The organism is Myxococcus virescens (assembly GCF_900101905.1).
Classification (GTDB): domain Bacteria; phylum Myxococcota; class Myxococcia; order Myxococcales; family Myxococcaceae; genus Myxococcus; species Myxococcus virescens.
In genome coordinates this window covers 69208-90380 of sequence record NZ_FNAJ01000016.1, presented here as the reverse complement: position 1 = coordinate 90380, position 21173 = coordinate 69208, and the positions used below count along the sequence as shown (strand labels likewise).

2 protein-coding genes are annotated in these 21173 nt (G+C 70.9%); both read left to right on the top strand.

Annotated features, from left to right (window positions below; all coding sequences use genetic code 11):
- Positions 1-2 precede the first annotated feature (2 nt).
- Positions 3-5576 (top strand): type I polyketide synthase, encoded by a 5574-nt coding sequence (locus BLU09_RS31365; protein ID WP_090494067.1) that lies wholly within the window; start codon positions 3-5, stop codon positions 5574-5576.
- Between the two features lie 12 nt (positions 5577-5588).
- Complete coding sequence (locus BLU09_RS31360) at positions 5589-21134, top strand: type I polyketide synthase (RefSeq protein WP_090494064.1); 15546 nt, start codon at positions 5589-5591, stop codon at positions 21132-21134.
- Positions 21135-21173: the final 39 nt, after the last annotated feature.

Sequence of the window (21173 nt, the reverse complement as noted above, 5' to 3'; positions counted from 1 at the left end):
CGATGAGCAAGGAATTCTACGAGAAGATTTCGAGCCTCTCTCCCAAGAGGCTCGCGTTGCTGGCGCTCGACCTGCACGCGGAGAGCGAAGCCCTCAAGCGCGCGCGCTCGGAGCCCATCGCCATCGTCGGTGCGTCCTGCCGCGTTCCCGGAGGCGTGCGGACACCCGAGGCCTTCTGGCGCCTGCTGAGCCAGGGGGTGGACGCCATCACCGAGGTACCGCGCGAGCGGTGGGACGTGGAGGCGCTCTTCGACCCCGACCCGAGCAAGCGGGGCCGCACCTATGCGCGTTGGGGCGGCTTCATCGACGGCGTGGACCAGTTCGACGCCGCCTTCTTCGGCGTCTCGCCCCGGGAAGCCTCGCGCATGGACCCGCAGCAGCGGATGCTGCTGGAGGTCGCGTGGGAAGCGCTGGAGCGCGCGGGCCAGCCGCCGGACCAGCTCGCGGGAAGCAAGTCCGGTGTCTTCCTGGGCATCATCGGCAGCGACTACGCGCAGCTCCAGGCGCGGCAGCTCGGCGATGCGCCGGACATCTATCACCTGACGGGGACCTCGCTGAACGCGGCGGCGGGCCGTCTGGCGTACACGCTGGGCTTTCAGGGGCCGTGCATGTCCATCGACACGGCGTGCTCGTCGTCGCTGGTGGCGCTCCACGTCGCCTGCCAGAGCCTGCGCAACCGCGAGTGCGATCTGGCGCTCTCCGCGGGCGTCAACCTCATGTTGATGCCGGACCCGACCGTTGCTCTCTCCAGCAGCCGAGGGCTGGCGCCGGACGGACGGTGCAAGACCTTCGATGCCGCCGCCAATGGCTTCGTGCGCGCGGAGGGCTGCGTCGTCCTGGTGCTCAAGCGGCTCTCGGATGCGCTGGCCAACGGCGATGAGATTCTGTCGCTCGTCGCGGGCTCGGCGGTGAACCAGGACGGCGCCAGCAGTGGGCTGATGGTGCCCAACGGGCCGGCGCAGGAGCGGGTCATTGAGCAGGCGCTGGCGAGCGCGGGGCTGAAGCCCTCGCAGGTCTCCTTCGTCGAGGCGCACGGAACGGGCACGTCGCTGGGGGACCCCATCGAGCTGCAAGCGCTGGCGCGGGTGCTGGGCGCGGGACGGCGCTCGGATACGCCACTGTACGTCGGCTCGGTGAAGACGAACGTCGGGCACCTCGAAGCGACGGCGGGGCTCACGGGCATCCTGAAGACGGCCCTCTCACTGCGCCACGAGGCGATTCCTCCGAACCTGCACTTCCACCGCCTCAACCCGGACATCGTCCTGGACGGCGCGCCCGTCGTCATTCCCACGGCGCTTCAGCCGTGGCCCCGCGCGGACCAGCCTCGCATCGCCGGTGTGAGCGCGTTTGGCATCAGCGGCACCAATGCCCACGTCATCTTGCAGGAGCCGCCGGTGCCGTCATCACGGCCTGCCGTCCCCGCGCGTGGCGCGGAGTTGCTCGTGCTGTCGGCGCGCAGTCCGGAGGCGCTCCAGGCCATGGCCGGGAGCCACGCGCATTGGCTCGCCGCGCATCCGGAGGTGTCACTCCGCGACGTCTGCGCCACGGCGGCCCTGTCGCGCTCTCACCATGAGCACCGCCTCGCGCTCGCGGGCCACACGCACGCTGAACTCGAGGAGAAGCTGGGGGCGTACGCGCGTGGAGAGCCCGTGCCGGGCGCGGCCACGGGACGTGCAACGGGGCAGACCCGGCGCCGGGTCGTCTTCGTGTTCCCGGGCCAGGGCTCGCAGTGGCTGGGCATGGGCCGGAAGCTGCTGGCGGAGGAGCCGGCGTTCCGCGAGGCCCTGGAGCGCTGCGACGCGGCCATCCAGGCGTGCGCGGGCTTCAGTGTCCTGGCGGAGCTGGCCGCTGAAGAGGGCAAGGGCCGCCTCCATGAAATCGACGTCATCCAGCCCGTTCTCTTCGCCATGGAAGTGGCGCTGGCGGAGCTGTGGCGCGCCTGGGGCATCGAGCCCGACGCCGTGGTGGGGCACAGCATGGGCGAGGTGGCCGCGGCGCACGTGGCCGGAGCGCTGAGTCTGGAGGACGCGGCGAAGGTCATCTGCCGCCGCAGCCGGCTGCTTCGAGGCGTGAGCGGGCAGGGCTCCATGCTGCTGGTGGACCTGACGTTGGAAGAGGCGAAGCAGGCCCTTCACGGCTGGGAGTCGCAGGTCTCGGTCGCGGTGAGCAACAGCGTGCGCTCCACGGTGCTGTCGGGCGCTCCTGGGGCCCTGGAGGACATCGCCCAGCGGCTCAAGCAACGGGACGTCTTCTGCCGCTTCGTGAAGGTGGATGTGGCCTCGCACAGTCCTCAAATGGACCCGCTGCGGCCCGACCTGCTCGCGGCGCTCCAGGACCTCGCGCCGCGTGCGTCCCGTGTGCCCATCTGCTCGACGGTGACGGGACGGATGACGGATGGCGCGGAGTTCCGTGCTGGCTACTGGGCGGACAACCTGCGCGAGCCGGTGTTGTTCTCGAAGGCCATCGAGAAGCTCGCGGTCGACGGCCATGACATCTTCATCGAGCTGAGCCCGCATCCCATCCTCTTGCCCGCGGTGGAACAACACCTGCGGCACCTCGGGCGAGAGGGGACGGTGCTGCCCTCGCTCCGCCGTGACGAAGACGAGCGCGGGGCAATGTTGTCGTCCCTGGGGGCGCTCTACGCCGTGGGGCACGAGGTGGACCTCGCGCGCCAGCACCCCGTGCGAGGCCGGCTCGCGGCGCTGCCCACGTACCCGTGGCAGCACGAGCGCTTCTGGATTGAGTCGTCCACGCGGACCCGTCGTGCCCGGGACGCGGGCCACCACCCGTTGCTGGGCACGCACCTGTCCCTGGCGGGACAGGACGGCGCGCACCTGTGGCAGACGGAGCTGTACGCGGACAGCCCTTCATATCTGGCGGACCACGTCGTCCATGGGGAGGTCGTGCTCCCTGGCACCGGGTACCTGGAGATGGCGCTCGCGGGGGCCTCCGAGGCCTTCGGGCCGGCGCGGCTCGCGCTGGAGGACGTCATCTTCCAGGAGATGATGGTGCTCCCTCGGGAAGAGGCGCTGTCGGTTCAGATGCGCGTCATCCCAGAGGTGGATGGCACCCGTCGCTTCCAGGTCTTCAGCCGTCCGGTGGACGGCGCCGGGGCTTGGACACTGCACGCTGAAGGGCGCCTGAGTGAGAGCACGAGCGCGGAGCCGTTCGCGCTCGACGAGGCGCGGGCGCGGTGCCCCGAGCTTCTGGAGGGCGAGAAGCACTACCACCTCATGCTGGAGCGGGGCGTCGACTTTGGTCCCAGCTTCCGCCTGGTGAAGGAGATGTGGAAGGGGGAGGGCGAGGCGGTGGCGCGCCTGGAATTGTCACCTTCCGTCGCGGCGGAGATGACGGCGCATCAGCTCCATCCGGCGCTGCTGGATGCGTGCTTGCAAGCCATCAACGGCGCGGGGCTGGGGGACCGCAGGGGAGAGACGTTCGTCCCGGTGGCGGTGGACTCGCTGCGCATGCACGGGCGGCCCGGACGTGCGCTGTGGAGTCACGCTCGTGTCCGGCCGGGCACGGGCAGTGGCCCGGGCTCGATTGAAGCCGATGTGACGTTGCTGGACGCGGAGGGCAACGTCCTGATGGAGGCTCGCGGCCTGATGGCGCGCCGTCTGGATGCGGTGCGGCGCCGGTCCGCGGATGAAATCGACCAGTGGATGTACCGGGTGGACTGGCAGGAAGCGCCGCGTGAGACGCCCACGGCCGTCTCGGAGTCCACGCCCGGCCCCTGGCTGGTGCTCGCGGACCGTGCGGGTTTCAGCGGGAAGCTGCGCGCCGCGCTGACCGAGCGCGGGGAGCGTTGCATCCTCGTCTCCCACGGCGAGGAGACCCGGCTCGTCGAGCCCGGCCACTACGTGGTGGACCCGTCACGAGCGGAGGGCTTCACGCGGATTCTCGACGCGGAGTTCGGCGCCGGACGTCCCGCGTGCCGTGGCGTCGTGCACCTCTTCAGCCTGGACGTGCCCGGTCTCGAGGCCGGCACGGATGCGCTGGTGAAGGCACGCACGCTTGGCGCGGCGAGCGCGCTCCACCTCACGCAGGCCCTGGTCGCGTCGGGCTTCCGGGACATGCCTCGGGTGTGGTTGGTGACGGAAGGTGTCCAGGCCGTCAATCCGGGTGAGCAGGTGGCCCATGTCGAGCAGGCGCCACTCTGGGGCTTGGGACGCGTGCTCACGCTGGAGCATCCCGAACTCCGGTGCTGCAGCGTGGACCTGGGGGCTCGGGATGAGGTCCAGGCTCGAGCGCTGGCCGACGAGCTCCTCGCGTCGAGTCCGGAAGAGCAGGTCGCGCTCCGGGGCTCCACGCGGTTCGTGGCGCGGCTGTCGCGCATGGAGCGCAGCACGGCGGTGCCGGCGGAGTTGCGAGCCGATGCCACGTACCTGATTACCGGTGGCCTGGGTGGCCTGGGCCTGAAGCTCGCGGAGTGGCTGGTCGACCGGGGTGCCCGCCACCTGGCCTTGCTGGGGCGCAAGGGCGCGTCCGCGGAGGCGCAGCCGGTGCTGGAAGCGCTGCGTGCCGGCGGCGTCGAAGTCCGGGTGTTCAAGGCGGACGTGGCGGCGCGCCCGGACCTGGAGCGGGTGCTGGGAGAGGTGGAGGCGGAGATGCCTCCACTCCGGGGTGTCTTCCACGCGGCGGCGGTCCTCGATGACGGCGTGCTGGTGAACCTCACCGCCGAGCGTCTGCGCACGGTGATGGAGCCCAAGGTCCACGGCGCCTGGCATCTGCACACGCTGACGGCATCCGCGCCGTTGGAGCACTTCGTGTTGTTCGCCGCGGCGGGTTCGCTGCTGGGCTCGCCGGGGCAGGGCAACTACGCGGCGGCCAACGTCTTCCTCGATGCGTTGGCGGCGTACCGGCGTGGGCTTGGCCTGCCGGCGCTGAGCGTTGACTGGGGGGCTTGGGCCGGTGTGGGTCTGGCCGCGGCGGCCGAGGCGCGCGGGGAACGCATCACCCAGCGCGGCGTGGACACCATGCCACCGTCGCAAGCGCTGGAGGCGTTGGGCCGCATCCTGAGCAGCCCTCTGTCGCGCGTGGTGGTGATGCGTTTCGACCTGCGGCAGTGGAGCGAGTTCTACCTGACGGCGGCGCGCTCGCCCTTCCTGTCACGGCTGGCGCGTGAGCAGGCCAGCGCCGCGAAGACTCCCGCTGTTCGCGGTGCTTTCGTGGAGACGCTCCGGGCCGCGGAGGTGCTGAAGCGAGCGTCGTTGCTGGAGGCGCACCTGTGCGAACAGGCCGGCCATGTGCTCCGGCTGGCGCCTTCGCGAATCGACCCGCAGGAGCCCCTGGGCAACATGGGGTTGGATTCCCTGATGGGGCTGGAGATTCGCAACCGGCTCGAAGCCAGCCTGGGCCTGAGGCTCCCCGCGACGCTGGTCTGGCGGCACCCGACGGTGGCGGCGCTCGTCGTGCACCTGGCTGAACAACTGCAACTTCCCATCACGACCCAGGCGGAGCCGCCGCGGGATGAAGCCGCCGCGCTCGAAGCCGCGATCGTCAACAACGTCAAGCAACTCTCGGACGACGAAGCCGAGGCGCTGCTCGCGGAGAAGCTCGCCGCGCTGGCCGATTGAAGAGATTCCAACATGGCAAATCGCACTGACGAGTCGAACGAGCTGTCTCCCGCCAAGCGCATGCTGGTGGCGCTGGAGAAGATGCAGTCGCGGCTGAATGCCGTGGAGGGCGCCGCGAAGGAGCCCATCGCCATCGTGGGCATGGCGTGCCGCTTCCCGAAGGCGGACGACGTGGAGGCGTACTGGCGTCTGCTCGAAGGGGGCGTCGACGCCGTGCGGGAGATTCCGCTCGACCGTTGGCCTCGGGAGGACGTCTCCGGCCTCACGGAAGGCGCGATGCGCTGGGGCGGCTACCTGGACGCGGTCGACGGCTTCGACCCGGGCTTCTTCGGCATCTCCCCCCGCGAGGCCGTGCGGATGGACCCCCAGCAGCGCCTGCTGCTGGAGGTGGCGTGGGAGGCGCTCGAGGACGCGGGCCTGGACGTCGACAAGCTGTCGGGCAGCCGCAGCGGCGTCTTCATCGGCGCCTGCAACGACGACTACCACTGCATGCAGGTGGAGCAGCCGGAGACAGGGGACGCGTTCAGCGCCACGGGCGTTGCCGCCAGTGTCCTCTCCGGCCGCCTGTCCTATCTCTTCAATTTCCAGGGCCCGAGCCTGGTGGTGGACACGGCGTGCTCATCCTCGCTCGTGTCGCTCCACCTGGCTTGCCAGAGCCTGCGGGCGCGCGAGTGCAACATGGCGCTCGCTGGTGGCGTGAACCTGATTCTCTCGCCGCAGTCCGTGCAGCTCGTGGCCAAGCTCCAGGCGCTCGCGCCGGACGGCCGGAGCAAGGCGTTCGACGCCTCCGCCAACGGCTTCACCCGTGGCGAGGGTTGCGGCATCGTCGTGCTGAAGCGGCTGTCGGATGCGCTCGCGGACGGCGACCACATCCTGGCGACGATTCGCGGCTCGGCCATCAACCAGGATGGCAAGTCGACCGGGCTCACCACGCCCAACGTGCTCTCGCAGCAGGCCCTCATCCGCCAGGCGTTGGACAGCGCGGGGCTGAAGCCAGAGCAGGTGAGCTACGTGGAGGCGCACGGCACCGGGACGCCCATCGGTGACCCCATCGAGGTGGAGGCGCTGCGTGAGACGTACGGCGCGCCTCGCGCGGATGGTGGCGTGTGTGGCATCGGTTCGGTGAAGACGAACCTGGGACACCTGGAGTCCGCGGCGGGCGTGGCGGGCATCATGAAGGTCGTCCTCGCGATGCGTCACCAGCGCATCCCGGCGCACCTGCATCTCAAGCAGGTGAACCCGCGCATCCAGATGGAGGGCAGCGCGCTCACCATCCCCACGCGGCTCACCCCGTGGGAGACGGCCGCCGGACAGCCCCGCCGCGCGGGCATCAGCTCGTTCGGCATCAGCGGCACCAACGCCCACGTCATCCTCGAAGAGGCGCCCGCTCCGGCGGCGAAGGAGGCGCTGCCACAGCGGCCGGAGCTGCTGCCCCTGTCCGCGCGTAGCCGTGAAGCCCTCCAGTCCCTCGCGGCGCGTCATGCTGAGCGCCTGGGCCGGGGTGGGGCGGCGAGCCTCTCTGACGTCTGCTACACGGCATCATCCCATCGCACGCATCACACCCATCGGCTCACGGTGCTGGCGGACGCTCCCGAGCGCACGGCGGAGCGGCTCCGGGCCTTCGCGCGAGGCGAGCTGCCCGAGGGCACCTGGACGGGCCGCAAGGCGTTCGGCGCGCGCCGGAAGCTCGTCTTCGTCTACCCGGGGCAGGGCGCGCAGCGGGCAGGCATGGGCCGGGCACTGATGGAGCAGGAGCCGGTGTTCCGGGACGCGCTCGTCCAGGTGGACCTGGCGCTGCGGCCCCATCTGGGCTGGAGCGTGCTCGACGAAATCGCCGCGGACGAGCAGCGCTCGCGCCTGGCGGAGATTGACATCAACCAGCCGGTCCTCTTCGCCGTCGAGGTGGCGCTGACCGCCCTGTGGCGCTCGTGGGGCATCGAGCCCGACGCGGTGATGGGGCACAGCATGGGCGAGGTCGTCGCCGCGCACGTCGCTGGCGCGCTGAGCCTGGAGGATGCCTGCCTCATCATATGCCACCGCAGCAAGCTGATGCGGAGCCTGGGGGGCCGAGGCGCGACCATGGCGCTGGTCGAGCTGTCGGTGGAGGAGGCAGAGGAGGCCATCCGTCCCTGGAGCGGCAAGCTCTGGCTGGGCGGACTGAATGGCCCCCGGTCGCAGGTGCTGTCGGGGGAGCCGGAAGCGGTCCAGGAAGCAGTCGCGGCGCTGGGGCAGCGCGGTGTCTTCACCCGCTGGGTGAAGATGGACGTGCCGTCGCATACGCCGTTGGTGGAGGTCATCAGCCGCGAGCTGGAGGGCCGCGTGGCGCGCATCTCCCCGCGTGCCGCACAGGTGCCCGTCTGCTCCACCGTGACGGGTGAGTTCCTGGATGGCGCGAAGCTGGACGCCGCCCACTGGGGCAACAACCTCCGCCTCCCGGTGCGCTTCGAGGCCGCGACACGGCGGCTCCTGGCGAGCGAGCACTCCGTGTTCATCGAGGTGAGTCCGCACCCCGTGCTGCTCCCGGCCGTCGAGCAGACCCTGGGCGCCGCGGACGCGGAGGGCGTGGTGCTGGCGTCCCTGCGGCGTGGAGCGGACGAACGGCACACGATGCTGTCCTCGCTGGGCGCCCTCTACGCGACGGGCCACCGCGTCGCGTGGAGCCGGCTGTACCCGAGCAAGGGCCAGCTCGTGCCGCTGCCCACGTACCCCTGGCAGCGCGAGCGCTTCTGGATGGAGCCCGTGTCCCGTGAGGCGCGGACGCGGAGGTCCACCTCTGGGCATCCGCTCATCGGTGAGCGCATCGACCTGTCCGCGCAGGGAGATGTCTCCCGGCTGTGGCAGGTGCAACTGGGCCCGAAGCACTTCCCGCTGCTGTCGGAGCATCGCGTCCAGGGCGTGCCCGCCTTGCCCGCGGCGGCCATGGCTGACATGGCGCTGAGCGCGGCCAGCCAGACGCTGGGGGGGCCCGTATCCCTGGAGGAGGTGAGCTTCAGCGCGCTCATGGCGTTCCCGGAGGACGAGGAACGGGTGCTCCAGCTGTGGCTCTCCACGGAGCGTTCAGGTCCGCACGCGTTCCGGCTCTTCAGCGCGCCCGTGCTGCGGGAGACGCCGTCAGATGAGTTGAACTGGACGCTCCACGCGGAAGGCACCCTCCGCCAGGGCGACTCGGCCATCGCGGAGCCCGCCGGGCTGGAGGCGTTGCGTGCGCGGCTGAGTACCCCGGTGTCGGTGGAGGCGCACTACCAGGGCCTTCGCGACATCGGCCTGGACTATGGCCCCAGCTACCGCGTCGTCACGGAGCTCTACCGCGCGGAGGGTGAGGCACTGGGCCGCGTGCAGCTCGCGGGCGAGCGGACGGCGGAGGACGCCCGGTACAGCCTGCACCCCGCATTGCTGGACGGTTGCTTCCAGGTCCTGGCGGCGGCGTTGGGCGGCGTGGACGGCGAAGGCGGCGTGTATGTCCCTTCGTCCTTCTCCCGGCTGCGCGCCCTGGCCCCGGCGGAGGCCGCGCTTTGGAGTCACGTCCGCATCGTCAATGGGGCCGCTTCGGGGGCGAGCGCCATCGAGTGCGACGTCACCCTCCTGGATGACCAGGGCCGGGTGGTGGCCGAGGTGCGACGGCTGGTCTGCAAGAAGGTCTCCGCAGGCAGCCAGCCCGGCGATGAAGTGGACCGCTGGATGTACTCCGTCCAGTGGCAGCCGCAGCCTCGTGTGGCTCGGGAGGATGCCGTGGCTGGGCGGGGGGCGGGCCGGTGGCTCGTCTTCGCGGATGCGCGTGGCGTCGGACAGTCCTTGGCCCGGCAGTTCGCGGAGCACGCCGAGGTCAGCGTCGTGGTGGAGGCGGGGGCTGGCTACGCACGGCTCTCCGAAGACCACTACCGCGTCAACCCGTCGCGTCTGGAGGACTTCCAGGCGCTCCTCCGAGACGCCTTCAGCGAGAAGTCACCGTGTAAGGGCATGGTGCACCTGTACGGGCTCGACGTGGCGCCCAGCGTGGCGGAGCCAGAGACCTTCGAGCAGGCCGTGACGCTGTGCGGGACCAGCGTCGTGTCCCTGCTCCAGGCGTGGGCACAACGGGGCTGGCGCGACGCACCTCGTCTGTGGCTGGTGACGTCAGGTCTGCACGTCCCCGTCCGGGATTCGGCGCCGGGTGCTTCGGCGGCTGCTCCTCTCGCGGGCCTCGCGGCAGTCATCACCCATGAGCACCCGGAGCTGCGCTGCGCCCATGTGGACCTGAGCGCGCAGCCGTCCCCGGAGGAAGTCACGTCGCTGGCCGCGGAACTCCTCGCGGACAGCGCGGAGGACCGGATTGCGTTGCGCGGAAGTCAGCGCCACGTCGCCCGGTTGGGTCGGGGTGTCGCTGGTGGGAAGACGACGGAGCCCCGTGAGCTCTCGACGGAGGGGACGTACCTCATCACCGGCGGCCTGGGCGGGCTCGGCCTGGAAGTGGCGAAGTGGCTCATTCGGCGGGGCGCCCGGCACCTGGCGCTCACCGGCCGGAGCGCGCCCGCCGGCGAGGCGAACCGGACGCTGGGCGAACTTCGGGCGAGCGGCGCCGAGGTGCGCGTCTACGCGGCGGACGTCACTCGCGCCGACGACGTGACGCGCCTGTTGGCTTCGATGGATGCGGAGCTGCCGCCGCTGCGCGGCATCGTCCATGCGGCGGGTGTCATCGCCGACGGTGTGCTCGCGCAGCTCGACGCGGAGCGGCTCCGCACGGTGCTGGCGCCGAAGGTCCAGGGCGCGTGGAACCTGCATGCCCAGACGCTGGGCCGGCCGTTGGACTTCTTCGTGATGTTCTCTTCCGCCGCGTCGATGCTCGGATCGCCGGGGCAGGGAAACTACGCGGCGGCCAACGCCTTCATGGATGTGCTCGCGCACCACCGGCGTGCGGCGGGACTCCCCGCGTTGAGCGTCAACTGGGGCCCCTGGGCCGAAGTGGGCCTGGCCGCGGTGGCGACGAACCGGGGCGACCGCCTGGCCTTGCGCGGCGTGGGCAACATGCCGCCAGCACAAGCCCTGGATGCGCTGGGGCGCCTGCTGGCGAAGGAGGCCGCGCAGGTGGCCGTGGTGCCGCTCGACCTGCGACAGTGGCGCGAGTTCTACCTGAGCGCGGCGCAGTCGCCCTTCCTCTCCGCGTTGATGCAGGAACGGGTGAGCACGCCGGCTTCGCGCAAGGGGACCGCGCGGGAGATGCTCGCGGCGGCGGAGCCTTCCCAGCGGCGGGGATTGCTGGAGGGCTACCTGCGCGAGCAACTGGGACGCATCCTCCGCATGGAGCCGGCGCGCATCGACCCCGAGCAGCCGTTTGGCGACCTCGGAATGGACAGCCTGACCGGGCTGGAGCTGCGCAACCGGCTAGAGTCCGGGCTGAAGCTCACGCTGTCCGCGACGCTGGCCTATGCCTATCCCACGGTGCAGACGCTGACGGCGCACCTGTTCGGAAAACTGGAGCCCGTCCTCGACGCCGAGTCGCGCGTCACGGTGCGTCCGGTGGCGAAGGAGGCGCAGGCTGTTCCGGCGGTGGGGACGACGGCGCAGGGCCACGAGCTGCTCGCCATTGTCGGCATGGGCTGCCGCTTCCCGGGCGGCGCGAATGACCCAGAGGCGTACTGGCGGCTGCTGAGTGAAGGCGTGGACGCAGTCCGCGAGGTGCCCGCCGACCGCTGGAAGAGCAGCACGGACGCGGCGGAGCACAAGGGCACGCGCTGGGGTGGTTTCCTGGACCGGGTGGATGGCTTCGACCCGGAGTTCTTCGGGATTGCGCCACGCGAAGCGGTGGCAATGGACCCGCAGCAGCGCTTGCTGCTCGAGGTCGCGTGGGAGTCGCTGGAGGACGCGGGACTGCCGAAGGCGCGCTTGTCGGGCACTCGGACGGGCGTCTTCGTCGGCGTCTGCGGCAATGACTACGCGATGCTCCAGGCGGAGCGCGACGTGGAGGGCGACGTCTACTCCGTCATCGGCTGCTCCAACAGCGTGATCGCCGGGCGGCTCTCGTACCTGCTGGACCTGCGGGGGCCGGCCATGTCGGTGGACACGGCTTGTTCGTCCTCGCTGGTGGCCCTGCACCTGGCTGGCCAGAGTCTGCGCAACCGCGAGTGCGACGCGGCGCTCGTGGGCGGCGTCAACCTGCTCCTGTCGCAGCGGCCCAGCTCCTGGCTCTCCAAGCTGACGGCGCTGTCGCCGGATGGGCGCTGCCGGACCTTCGACTCGCGGGCGAATGGCTTCGTTCGGGGTGAGGGCTGCGGCGTCGTGGTGCTGAAGCGGCTCTCCGATGCGCTGGCCAGCGGAGACAACGTCCTGGGCGTGATTCGCGCATCGGCGGTGAACCAGGATGGCGGCTCCACCGGCCTGACGACGCCCAACGTCCTGTCTCAGCAGGCCCTGATTCGCGAGGCACTGACAGCGGCCCGGGTGTCGCCCAAGGACATTGGCTACATCGAAGCCCACGGCACCGGCACGCCGCTCGGCGACCCGATAGAGGTGGAGGCCCTTCGGGAGACGTATGGCCACCAGCGCGAGGATGACTCGCGCTGCTTCCTCGGCTCCGCGAAGACGAACATCGGTCATCTGGAGGCAGCGGCCGGCATGGCGGGCCTCATCAAGGTGCTCCTCGCGCTCCGGCATGAGGCCATTCCGAAGCACCTGCACTTCAAGGCGCTCAACCCTCGCATCTCCATCGAGGACACGCCCTTCGCCATCCCGACGCAGCAACAGCCGTGGCCCGTCTCCCAGCGGCGCCGTTACGCGGCGGTGAGCTCCTTCGGCATCAGCGGGACGAACGCGCACGTGATTGTCGAAGAGGCCCCCGCGTCTTCGCCCGTGCCCGAGGCCACCCAGACCGCCGCGCGGCTGCTCACGCTGTCCGCGAGGAGTGAGGGCGCGCTGCGAGCCCTGGTTCGCTCGTACCACGCACTCCTGGCTCAACCTGGGGATGTGGCGCCGCGTCTCGAAGACCTGGCCTACACCGCGGCGCTGCGGCGCAACCCCCACGAACACCGGCTGGCGGTGGCCGGTCATACGGCGGCGGAGTGGGGCGAGCAGCTCCTGGCGTTCCTCGAAGGCGGGGCACCGCCGTACCTGACGACGGGCGTCGCGGAGGGGCGCCGGGAACAGGTGGTGTTCGTCTTCGGAGGCCAGGGCTCCCAGTGGCAGGGCATGGGGCGTGACCTCTTCGCGAGCAACGGAGACTTCGCCGCCGCGATGCGTGACGTGGACACGGCGCTGGCTCCGCACACCCGGAACTCCATCATCGACGCGCTGATGGCGGACGGGCCCGAGTCCCGTCTGGAGGAGACGGAGGTGGCCCAGCCCGCCATCTTCGCCATCCAGGTCGCGCTCGCGGCCGCATGGCGTGCCCTGGGCGTCGTCCCGTCCGCGGTCGTGGGGCACAGCGTGGGCGAGGTGGCCGCGGCGCATGTGGCTGGAGCGCTGAGCCTGTCCGAGGCCGCTCGGCTGGTGGCGCACCGCAGCCGCATCATGCAGAAGGCGACGGGGCAGGGCCGCATGGCCTCCGTCGAGCTGTCGCCCGACGAGGCTCAGCGCGAGCTGGCGCCCTACGCGGGCCGGCTGTCGGTAGGTGCCATCAACGACGCTCGGAGCGTCGTCTTGTCGGGTGAGCCGGCGGCGCTCGGAGCGGTGCTCGAAACACTGCGTGCGCGAGGTGTCGCCACGAGGGACCTGGGCGTCAACTACGCCTTCCACAGCCACCAGATGGCACCGCTCCAGGCCGAGCTGACCCAGGTCCTGGGGCACATCGAAGCGCGGCCGACGTCCGTCCCGATGTTCTCCACGGTGAGTGGCGAGGCCATCGACGGCACGGCGCTCGACGCGGCGTACTGGGCGCGCAACGTCGGAGAGCCCGTGCGGTTCTCAGCGGCGGTGGAAGCGCTGCTGGAACAAGGGCACCGGTTCTTCGTCGAGTTGGGGCCGCAGCCCGCGCTCGGCCGGTACGTGACGCAGGCGCTGGGACGCCGTGAGTTGGAAGGCGCGGTGGTGCCGTCGCTGCGCAAGGGGCGGGCTGGCCAGATGGTGATGCTGGGAGCGCTGGGCGGGCTCCATGTGAAGGGCTACCCCGTGGAGTGGAGTCGGCTCTTCCCGGATGGCGGTCGTCTCGCGTCGCTGCCGCTCTACCCGTGGCAGCGCTCGCGGTACTGGATTGACGATGCCCCCGTGAAGGCGCTGACCCGGGCCCCCGTGGCCCGGAGCTCGGACACGTCGCGTGTCCAAAGTCCGGGTAGCTGGGTCTACGACATCACCTGGCACGCGCGTGAGCGGGGGGCGCCTTCGCTGCGTGCGCCCAGGGGCGAGGGAGCCTGGCTCGTCTTCGGGAACCGTGAGGGCGTTGGTGCCGCGCTGGCGGCCCATCTGCAAGCCCTGGGCGAACCGTGCTGGCTGGTCGTTCCCGGGGAGGTCGCGGCCGTCGAAGGCCAGAAGGTGCGGTCCCTCCACCCGGACAACGCGGAGCACTACGCGCAATTGCTCCAGGACGTGGGCCCCGTGAAGGCCGTGGTGCACCTGTGGGGCGCGGATACCGTGTCCGGCGCGGAGCCCCCACTCGTGGAGGTGGAGTCCGCGCAGAAACGAGGCGTCCACGCGGCGCTGCGGCTGGTGCAGGCGCTGGTGAAGTCACCGTCCGCGAGCGGTGCCCGGTTGTGGCTGTGCACGCGGGGGACCCAGCCGGTGGGCAGCGTCACGAGCGGCTCGCCCGTACAGGCGCCGCTGTGGGGCCTGGGCCGTGTCCTGGCGCTGGAGCACCCGGAGGTCTGGGGCGGCCTGCTGGACCTGGACCCCGCCGCGCCGGAGGGGGAGGTGGAAGCGCTGTGGCGCGAGCTGTCCGGAGCGGATGGCGAGGACCAGGCGGCGCTCCGTGATGGCACCCGTTACGTGGCGCGGCTGGTTCCCTCGGCGCCTGCGGTTGGCGATGCCCGCCTCACGCTTCGCGCGGATGCGACGTACCTCGTCACGGGGGGCCTGGGCGGATTGGGACTCCACGTGGCACGCTGGCTCGTCTCCCAGGGCGCGCGGCACCTCGTGCTGCTGGGCCGGAAGGGGCTGCCGAGCCGCGATGCGTGGGCCGCCATTCCCCGCGACAGTGATGTGGGCCGGCAGGTCTCCGCCATCGAGGCCATGGAAGCGGAGGGCGCCGTCGTCCACGCCCTCAGCGCGGATGTGGCGGATGCGGCGCGCATGTCGGAGGTCATCGACGCCGTCCAGCGGGGACCCGCTCCGCTGAAGGGCGTCGTTCACGCCGCGGGAGTCTCCACGCAGGTATCGCTGGAGGCCATGGACGAGGCGGCGCTCGCCTCCATCCTGCGCCCGAAGGTGGCGGGTGGCTGGGTGTTGCACCAGCTCACGCAGGGGCTGGACCTGGACTTCACCGTCTACTTCTCGTCGGGCTCGGCCGTGTGGGGCTCGGCGCAGATGGCCCATTACGCCGCGGGTAACCAGTTCCTCGACGCGCTGGCGCACCACCGCCGCGCGCGGGGCCAGCATGCACTGAGCATCAACTGGGGTCCGTGGGCGGCCGAAGGCATGGTCGCCGAGGAAGGACTGCGCTGGTTCGAGCGCATCGGCGTGCGCGGTGTCACCGTGGAGGGCGGGCTCCAGTTGCTCGGAGCGCTGCTCGCCATGGACGTGACGCAGCGGAGCGTGGCGCAGATTGACTGGAGCCTCTTCAAGTCCGTGTACGAGTCGCGGGCGCCCCGGCCGCTCCTCGAAGGGCTCGGTGCTCCCGCCATGCCTACGCCGGTGGCACCGGTGGACGGCAGCGAGGCGCTGGCGCAGTTGCGCAACGCCACGCCCGCGCGGCGCAAGGAGCTGGTGACGTCGTGGGTGCGTGAGGAGGTATCCCGAGTGCTGGGCTTCGCCTCCAGCGCGGCGGTGAAGCTGGAGCAGGGCTTCTTCGACACAGGCATGGACTCCATCACCGCCGTGGAGCTGCGTCGCCGGCTGGTGGCGCGCTTCGGTGTCCAGGTCCCGTCCACCATCGCCTTCGACCGTCCGACCGTCCTGGCCCTCTCCACGTATCTGCTGAAGGACGTGCTCCGGCTGGAGGTGGAGGCGAAGGAGGAGGCAAGCCGCGTCGTCAGCAACGCGACGGAGCCCATTGCCATCATCGGCATCGGTTGCCGTGTCCCGCAGGCCTCTGGCCCGGACGCTTTCTGGAAGCTGCTGGAGGGCGGCGTGGATGCCATCCGCGAGGTCCCCGCCTCGCGCTGGAAGGTAGACGACTACTACGACGCGCGGCCGGGCGTCCCTGGCAAGACGTACACGCGCTGGGGCGGCTTCCTGGACGACGCCGACCAGTTCGACGCCCAGTTCTTCGGGATTGCGCCTCGCGAGGCCTCGAACATGGACCCACAGCAGCGTCTGCTGCTGGAGGTCGCCTGGGAGTCGTTGGAGCACGCGGGACTCGCGCCCGCGCGGCTGGCCAACACCAAGACGGGGGTGTTCGTCGGCATCGGCAGCAACGAGTACGCGATGCTCAACGGCGTGGGGAGCGCGTCGGCGGCGGGTGACGCCTATATCGCCACCGGCAACGACGCGAGCTTCGCCGCGGGCCGGCTGGCCTACCTGCTCCGCTTCCAGGGGCCGGCGATGAGCCTCAACACGGCGTGCTCGTCGTCACTGGTGGCCGTGCACCTCGCCTGCCAGGCCCTGCGTGGTGGCGAGGCGAACCTGGCGCTGGCGGGTGGCGTCAACATGACGCTCGCGCCGCACTCCACCATCTACCTGGCGCAACTCCGGGCCCTGTCTGCGGACGGACGGTGCAAGACGTTCGACGAATCCGCCGACGGCTACGTGCGCAGCGAAGGCTGCGGCATGGTCGTCCTCAAGCGCCTGTCGGACGCGAAGCGGGATGGCGATGACATCCTCGCCGTCATCCGTGGCTCGGCCGTCAATCACGATGGTCCGAGCAGCGCGCTCACCGTGCCGAACGGGGATGCCCAGCAGCAGGTCCTCCGCGCCGCCCTGGCCAACGCGAACGTCGCGCCCTCGGAGGTGGACTACATTGAGGCGCACGGCACGGGCACGTCGCTCGGTGACCCCATTGAGGTCCGCGCCGTGGCCAACGTGCTCGGCGAGGGACGCACGCCCGAGCAGCGGTTGCTGATGGGCTCGGTGAAGACCAGCATTGGTCACCTGGAGGCCGCGGCGGGCATCGCCGGGCTCATCAAGGTCGTCCTGGCGCACCGGCACGGCGTGATTCCGCCGCACCTGCACCTCAAGAAGCTCAACTCGCACATCGAGCTGAATGGCTTCCCGCTGGACATCCCGACGCAAGTCACCGCCTGGCCGGAGCGGACGCGCCCACGAATCGCCGGCATCAGCGCCTTCGGCTTGAGCGGCACCAACGCGCACATCCTCGTGGAGGAGGCGCCTCGGCCGGAGCCCGTCAAGGCGCAGGCCGAGCGCGGCGCGCAGGTGCTCGCGCTGTCGGCGAAGACGAAGGGGGCGCTCGCGCAGCTCGCGGTCCGAGTCGGGGAGCACATCGCTCAACGGCCGGAGCTGTCGCTCGCGGATGTCGCCCACGCGGCGAACACGCAGCGCACGTCGTTCTCTCACCGCATGGCGCTCGTGGTGGAGACGGCGGAGCAGGCCCGGGAGCGGCTGCAGGCTTTCGCCCGAGGGGAGGAAGTCCCCCGGCTGGCCCAGCACCGCTTCGAGGGCGAGGCGCCCAAGGTCGTCTTCGTCTTCACGGGACAGGGCGCGCAGTACGCGGGCATGGGCCGTGAGTTGTACGAAACGGAGCCTGTCTTCCGCGCGGCCCTGGACCGGTGCAATGCCCTGCTCGAGGGGGAGTGGAGCGACTCGCTCCTCTCCGTGATGCACGGGGCGGACGCGCGCATCGACGACACCGGGTACACGCAGCCGGCGCTCTTCGCGCTGGAGTACGCCCTGGCCGAGCTGTGGCGCTCCTGGGGCGTCGAGCCCTGGGCGGTGCTGGGGCACAGCGTGGGTGAGTACGTGGCCGCGTGTGTAGCGGGGGTGCTGGAACTCGAGGATGCGCTCCGGCTCATCACCAGGCGCGCGCGGCTCATGCAAGAGCTGCCTCGCAATGGGGAGATGGTGTCCATCACGGCGAGCGAGGCGGTCGTCGCGCAAGCGCTGACTCCGTACGCGGACCGGGTGTCGATTGCCGCGATCAATGGGCCCGCGGACACCGTCATCGCGGGCGAGCGTGAGGCAGTGGAGGCCCTCTCCTCCGCGTTCCAGGCGCAGGGCCTCAAGGCCCGGCGGCTCACCGTGTCCCACGCGTTCCACTCGCCGCTGATGGAGCCGATGCTGGATGCGTTCGAGATGGCGGCGGGACACCTCACCTTCCGGGCGCCGCGCATCCACGTGGCGTCCAATGTCACGGGGCAGGTGCTCGAGGAGGGCACGGTGCTCGACGCCGGGTACTTCCGCCGCCACGTCCGAGAGGCCGTGCGTTTCCACGACGGCCTCAAGGCGCTGCGGGCATTGGGGGGAACCGTCTTCGTCGAGGTCGGCCCGCATCCGACGCTCATGGGCATGGCGCTCAAGGGCCTTGGGGACGACGCGGGCACCTGGCTGCCGTCGCTGCGCAAGGGACAGCCCGAGCAGGCGCAGATTCTCTCCAGCCTGGCCGCGCTCTACACCCAGGGCGTGGAGGTGGATTGGAGCTCGCTGAATGGCGAGCGCCGCCGCGCCCGTGTCGCGCTGCCCGTCTACCCGTGGCAGCACCAGCGACACTGGCTGGAGGCCCCCAAGACGCCCCGCACGGCCTCCACGCTCACCACCGCGCAGGCGCTCGTCGGTCGGCGGGTGCGCTCGCCCTTGAGCAAGTCGCTGGTCTTCGAGGGACGCTACAGCGCGCAGTCGCTGCCGTTCCTGGAGGACCACCGGCTCTACGGCACCATCGTCGTGCCCGGCTCGTGTCACATCGCGCGCATCATCGCGACGGCGGCGCAGTCGTTCGGAGCGGGGCCGTACACCATCGAGAAGTGCGTCTTCTCTCAGCCCATCGTGCTCGCGGACGACGAGGAGCAGCTCGTCCAGCTCGTGCTCGCGCCCAAGGGACAGGGCCGGTACGACTTCGAGCTCTACAGCCTCTCCGCCACCGCCGACGAGGAGACCGAGGGATGGCTGCTGAATGGCACGGGAACGCTGGTGGTGGGAGACGGCCCCGCACGCCCCGCGCCCCTCTCGCGGAAGGACATCGAGGCCCGCTGCGCGCGTCAGCTCGACGGAGGGCTCTACGAGCGCAACTGGGACATCGGCTTCAACCTGGGGCACGCGTTCCGCTGGATTGAGCGCATCCACAGTGGGGGCCGCGAGGCGCTGTGTCAGATGCGCCTGCCCACGGACCTGGATGACCGGAGCCTGTACGTCCACCCGGGGCTGGTCGACTCGTTCCTGCAGGCGATGGGAACGGACCTCATCCGCGAGGACGCGATGCTGAGCACCGTCTACGTCCCCATCTCCGTGGATCGCTTCTGCTTCCACGCGCAGCCGACCGGCTCCGTCTGGGCCTACGCCGTGCGGCGGGACGCGGAGGAGGCGGTGGGCGAGGTCATCACCGGCGACGTCCTGGTGGTCGACGCGGATGGTCAGGTGCTCATCGAGATTGAGGGGCTGAAGCACAAGCGAGCGCCGCGAGAGGCCCTGATGGCGGTGCTGCGCCACGGCCAGCGGGACTCCCTCTACGAGCTGGGCTGGAAGCCGCAGCCCGTGCCCGAGGCCTCGCCCGAAGCCGGCTGCTGGATTGTGCTCGCCGATACCTCGGGCACCGCGGAGGCGCTCGCGGAGCGCATCCTGAAGCAAGGCGGCCGCCCGGTGTTGGTCCAACCGGGAGCGGCGTTCGTCCGTCATGGTGAAGGGCGCTTCACGCTGGATGCCCAGCGGCCCGAGGACTACGCGCGGCTGCTCCAGGAGGCGGTGCTTCCCGGCGAGTCCCTGGGCGGCATCGTCCACCTCTGGGCGCTGCGTGGGCCCGGTGGCGAGGATGTGGATGCCCTGCGAGAGGCGCACCAACTGGGGGCGGGCAGCGCGCTGTCCCTGGCCCAGGCCCTGGCGAACTCCGCCTTCACCGCGCGCATCTGGTGGGTGACGCGGGGCGCTCGCGCGCTCGACACGCGCCCCACGCAGCTGGCGATGGAGCAGGTCCCCCTCTGGGGCCTGGGCGCCGTCTTCTCGCAGGAGCACCCCGAGCTGGCTGGCGCGCTCATCGACCTGGAGCCCTCTGGACCGGGTGACGCGGCCGCCGCCATCTGGCGCGAGCTGGGCGCCACCGACGGTGAGCGGCAGGTGGTGATTCGCGAAGGGCAACGGCACGTGGCCCGCCTTCGCGCCTCGCGGGACGTGGCGCGGGCGGAGTTGCCGCGCCTGAGCCCCGAGGCGAGCTACCTGCTCACGGGCGGGCTTGGCGGCCTGGGCCTCGCGCTGGCCGGGTGGATGGTGGAGCAGGGCGCCAGGAACCTGGTGCTCATCGGGCGTGGCGGACCCAGGCCGGAAGCGCAAGAGGCCATCCGCGCGCTGGAGACGGCGGGCGCGAGGGTGCTCGTGCTCCAGGAGGACGTGTCGAAGCAGGAGGACGTCCGTCGCACCTTGGATGAAGCGGAGAAGCTGGCGCCTCTGCGCGGCGTGGTCCACGCGGCGGGCGTGCTGGATGACGGCGTCCTCCTGCAACAGGACTGGAAGCGGTTCACCCGAGTGCTCGCGCCCAAGGTGGACGGGGCGTGGCATCTGCACACGCTGACGCAGGGCAAGCCGCTCGACTTCTTCGTCCTGTACTCGTCGGCGTCGTCCCTGCTGGGCGCGCCGGGGCAGGGAAGCTACGCGGCGGCCAATGCCTTCCTGGACGCGCTGGCGCATCACCGACATGCCCTGGGACTTCCGGCGCTGAGCATCAACTGGGGGCCCTGGGCCGAGGTGGGCATGGCCGCGGAGCTCGCGTCCCGCTACCAGGCGCAAGGGGTGGAGGCCTTCACCCCGGCCGAGGCGCTGGAGGCCTTCGGCAAGGCCTTCAGCCGTGCGCAGCCGCAACTCACGCTGTTGCAGGTGCAGTGGTCGCGCTACCTGGCGCAGTTCCCCCGGGGGGCGGCGCCCACGCTGCTCGCCGACGTGGCAGGGCAGGTGCGTGCCGAGTCCGAGGCGGACGGCCCGTCGGCCTCGGAGTTGCGGCGCCGGCTCGACACCGCGGAACCCCGACAGCGCATGGCGCTGCTGCTGGAGCACGTCTTGGATGCGGCGGTGAGGGTGCTCGGCCTGGATGCATCCACGCCGCTGGAGCCACGGCAGCGGCTGTTCGAAGTGGGCATGGATTCGTTGATGGCGCTGGAGCTGCGCAACCGGCTGCAGAAGACCGTCGGTGCGTCGCTGCCTTCGACGCTCGTCTTCGACTACCCGACGGCGGAGGCCATCGCGGCCTACCTGCTGGGCGAAGTCTTCGGCCAGGAGGCGCAGCCGGCCGAGGAAGGACAGGGAGCGGCTCAGGACACGGCGCTTCTCGATCGAATCATGGAGCTGTCGCCGGATGAGCTTGCCGCCTCGCTCGAAGCGAAGCTCGCCGCACTGATGGAAGAAGGAACATGAGTCACTCGCCAAAGTCAGCTGAGCCCTCCGCGTTGCAGC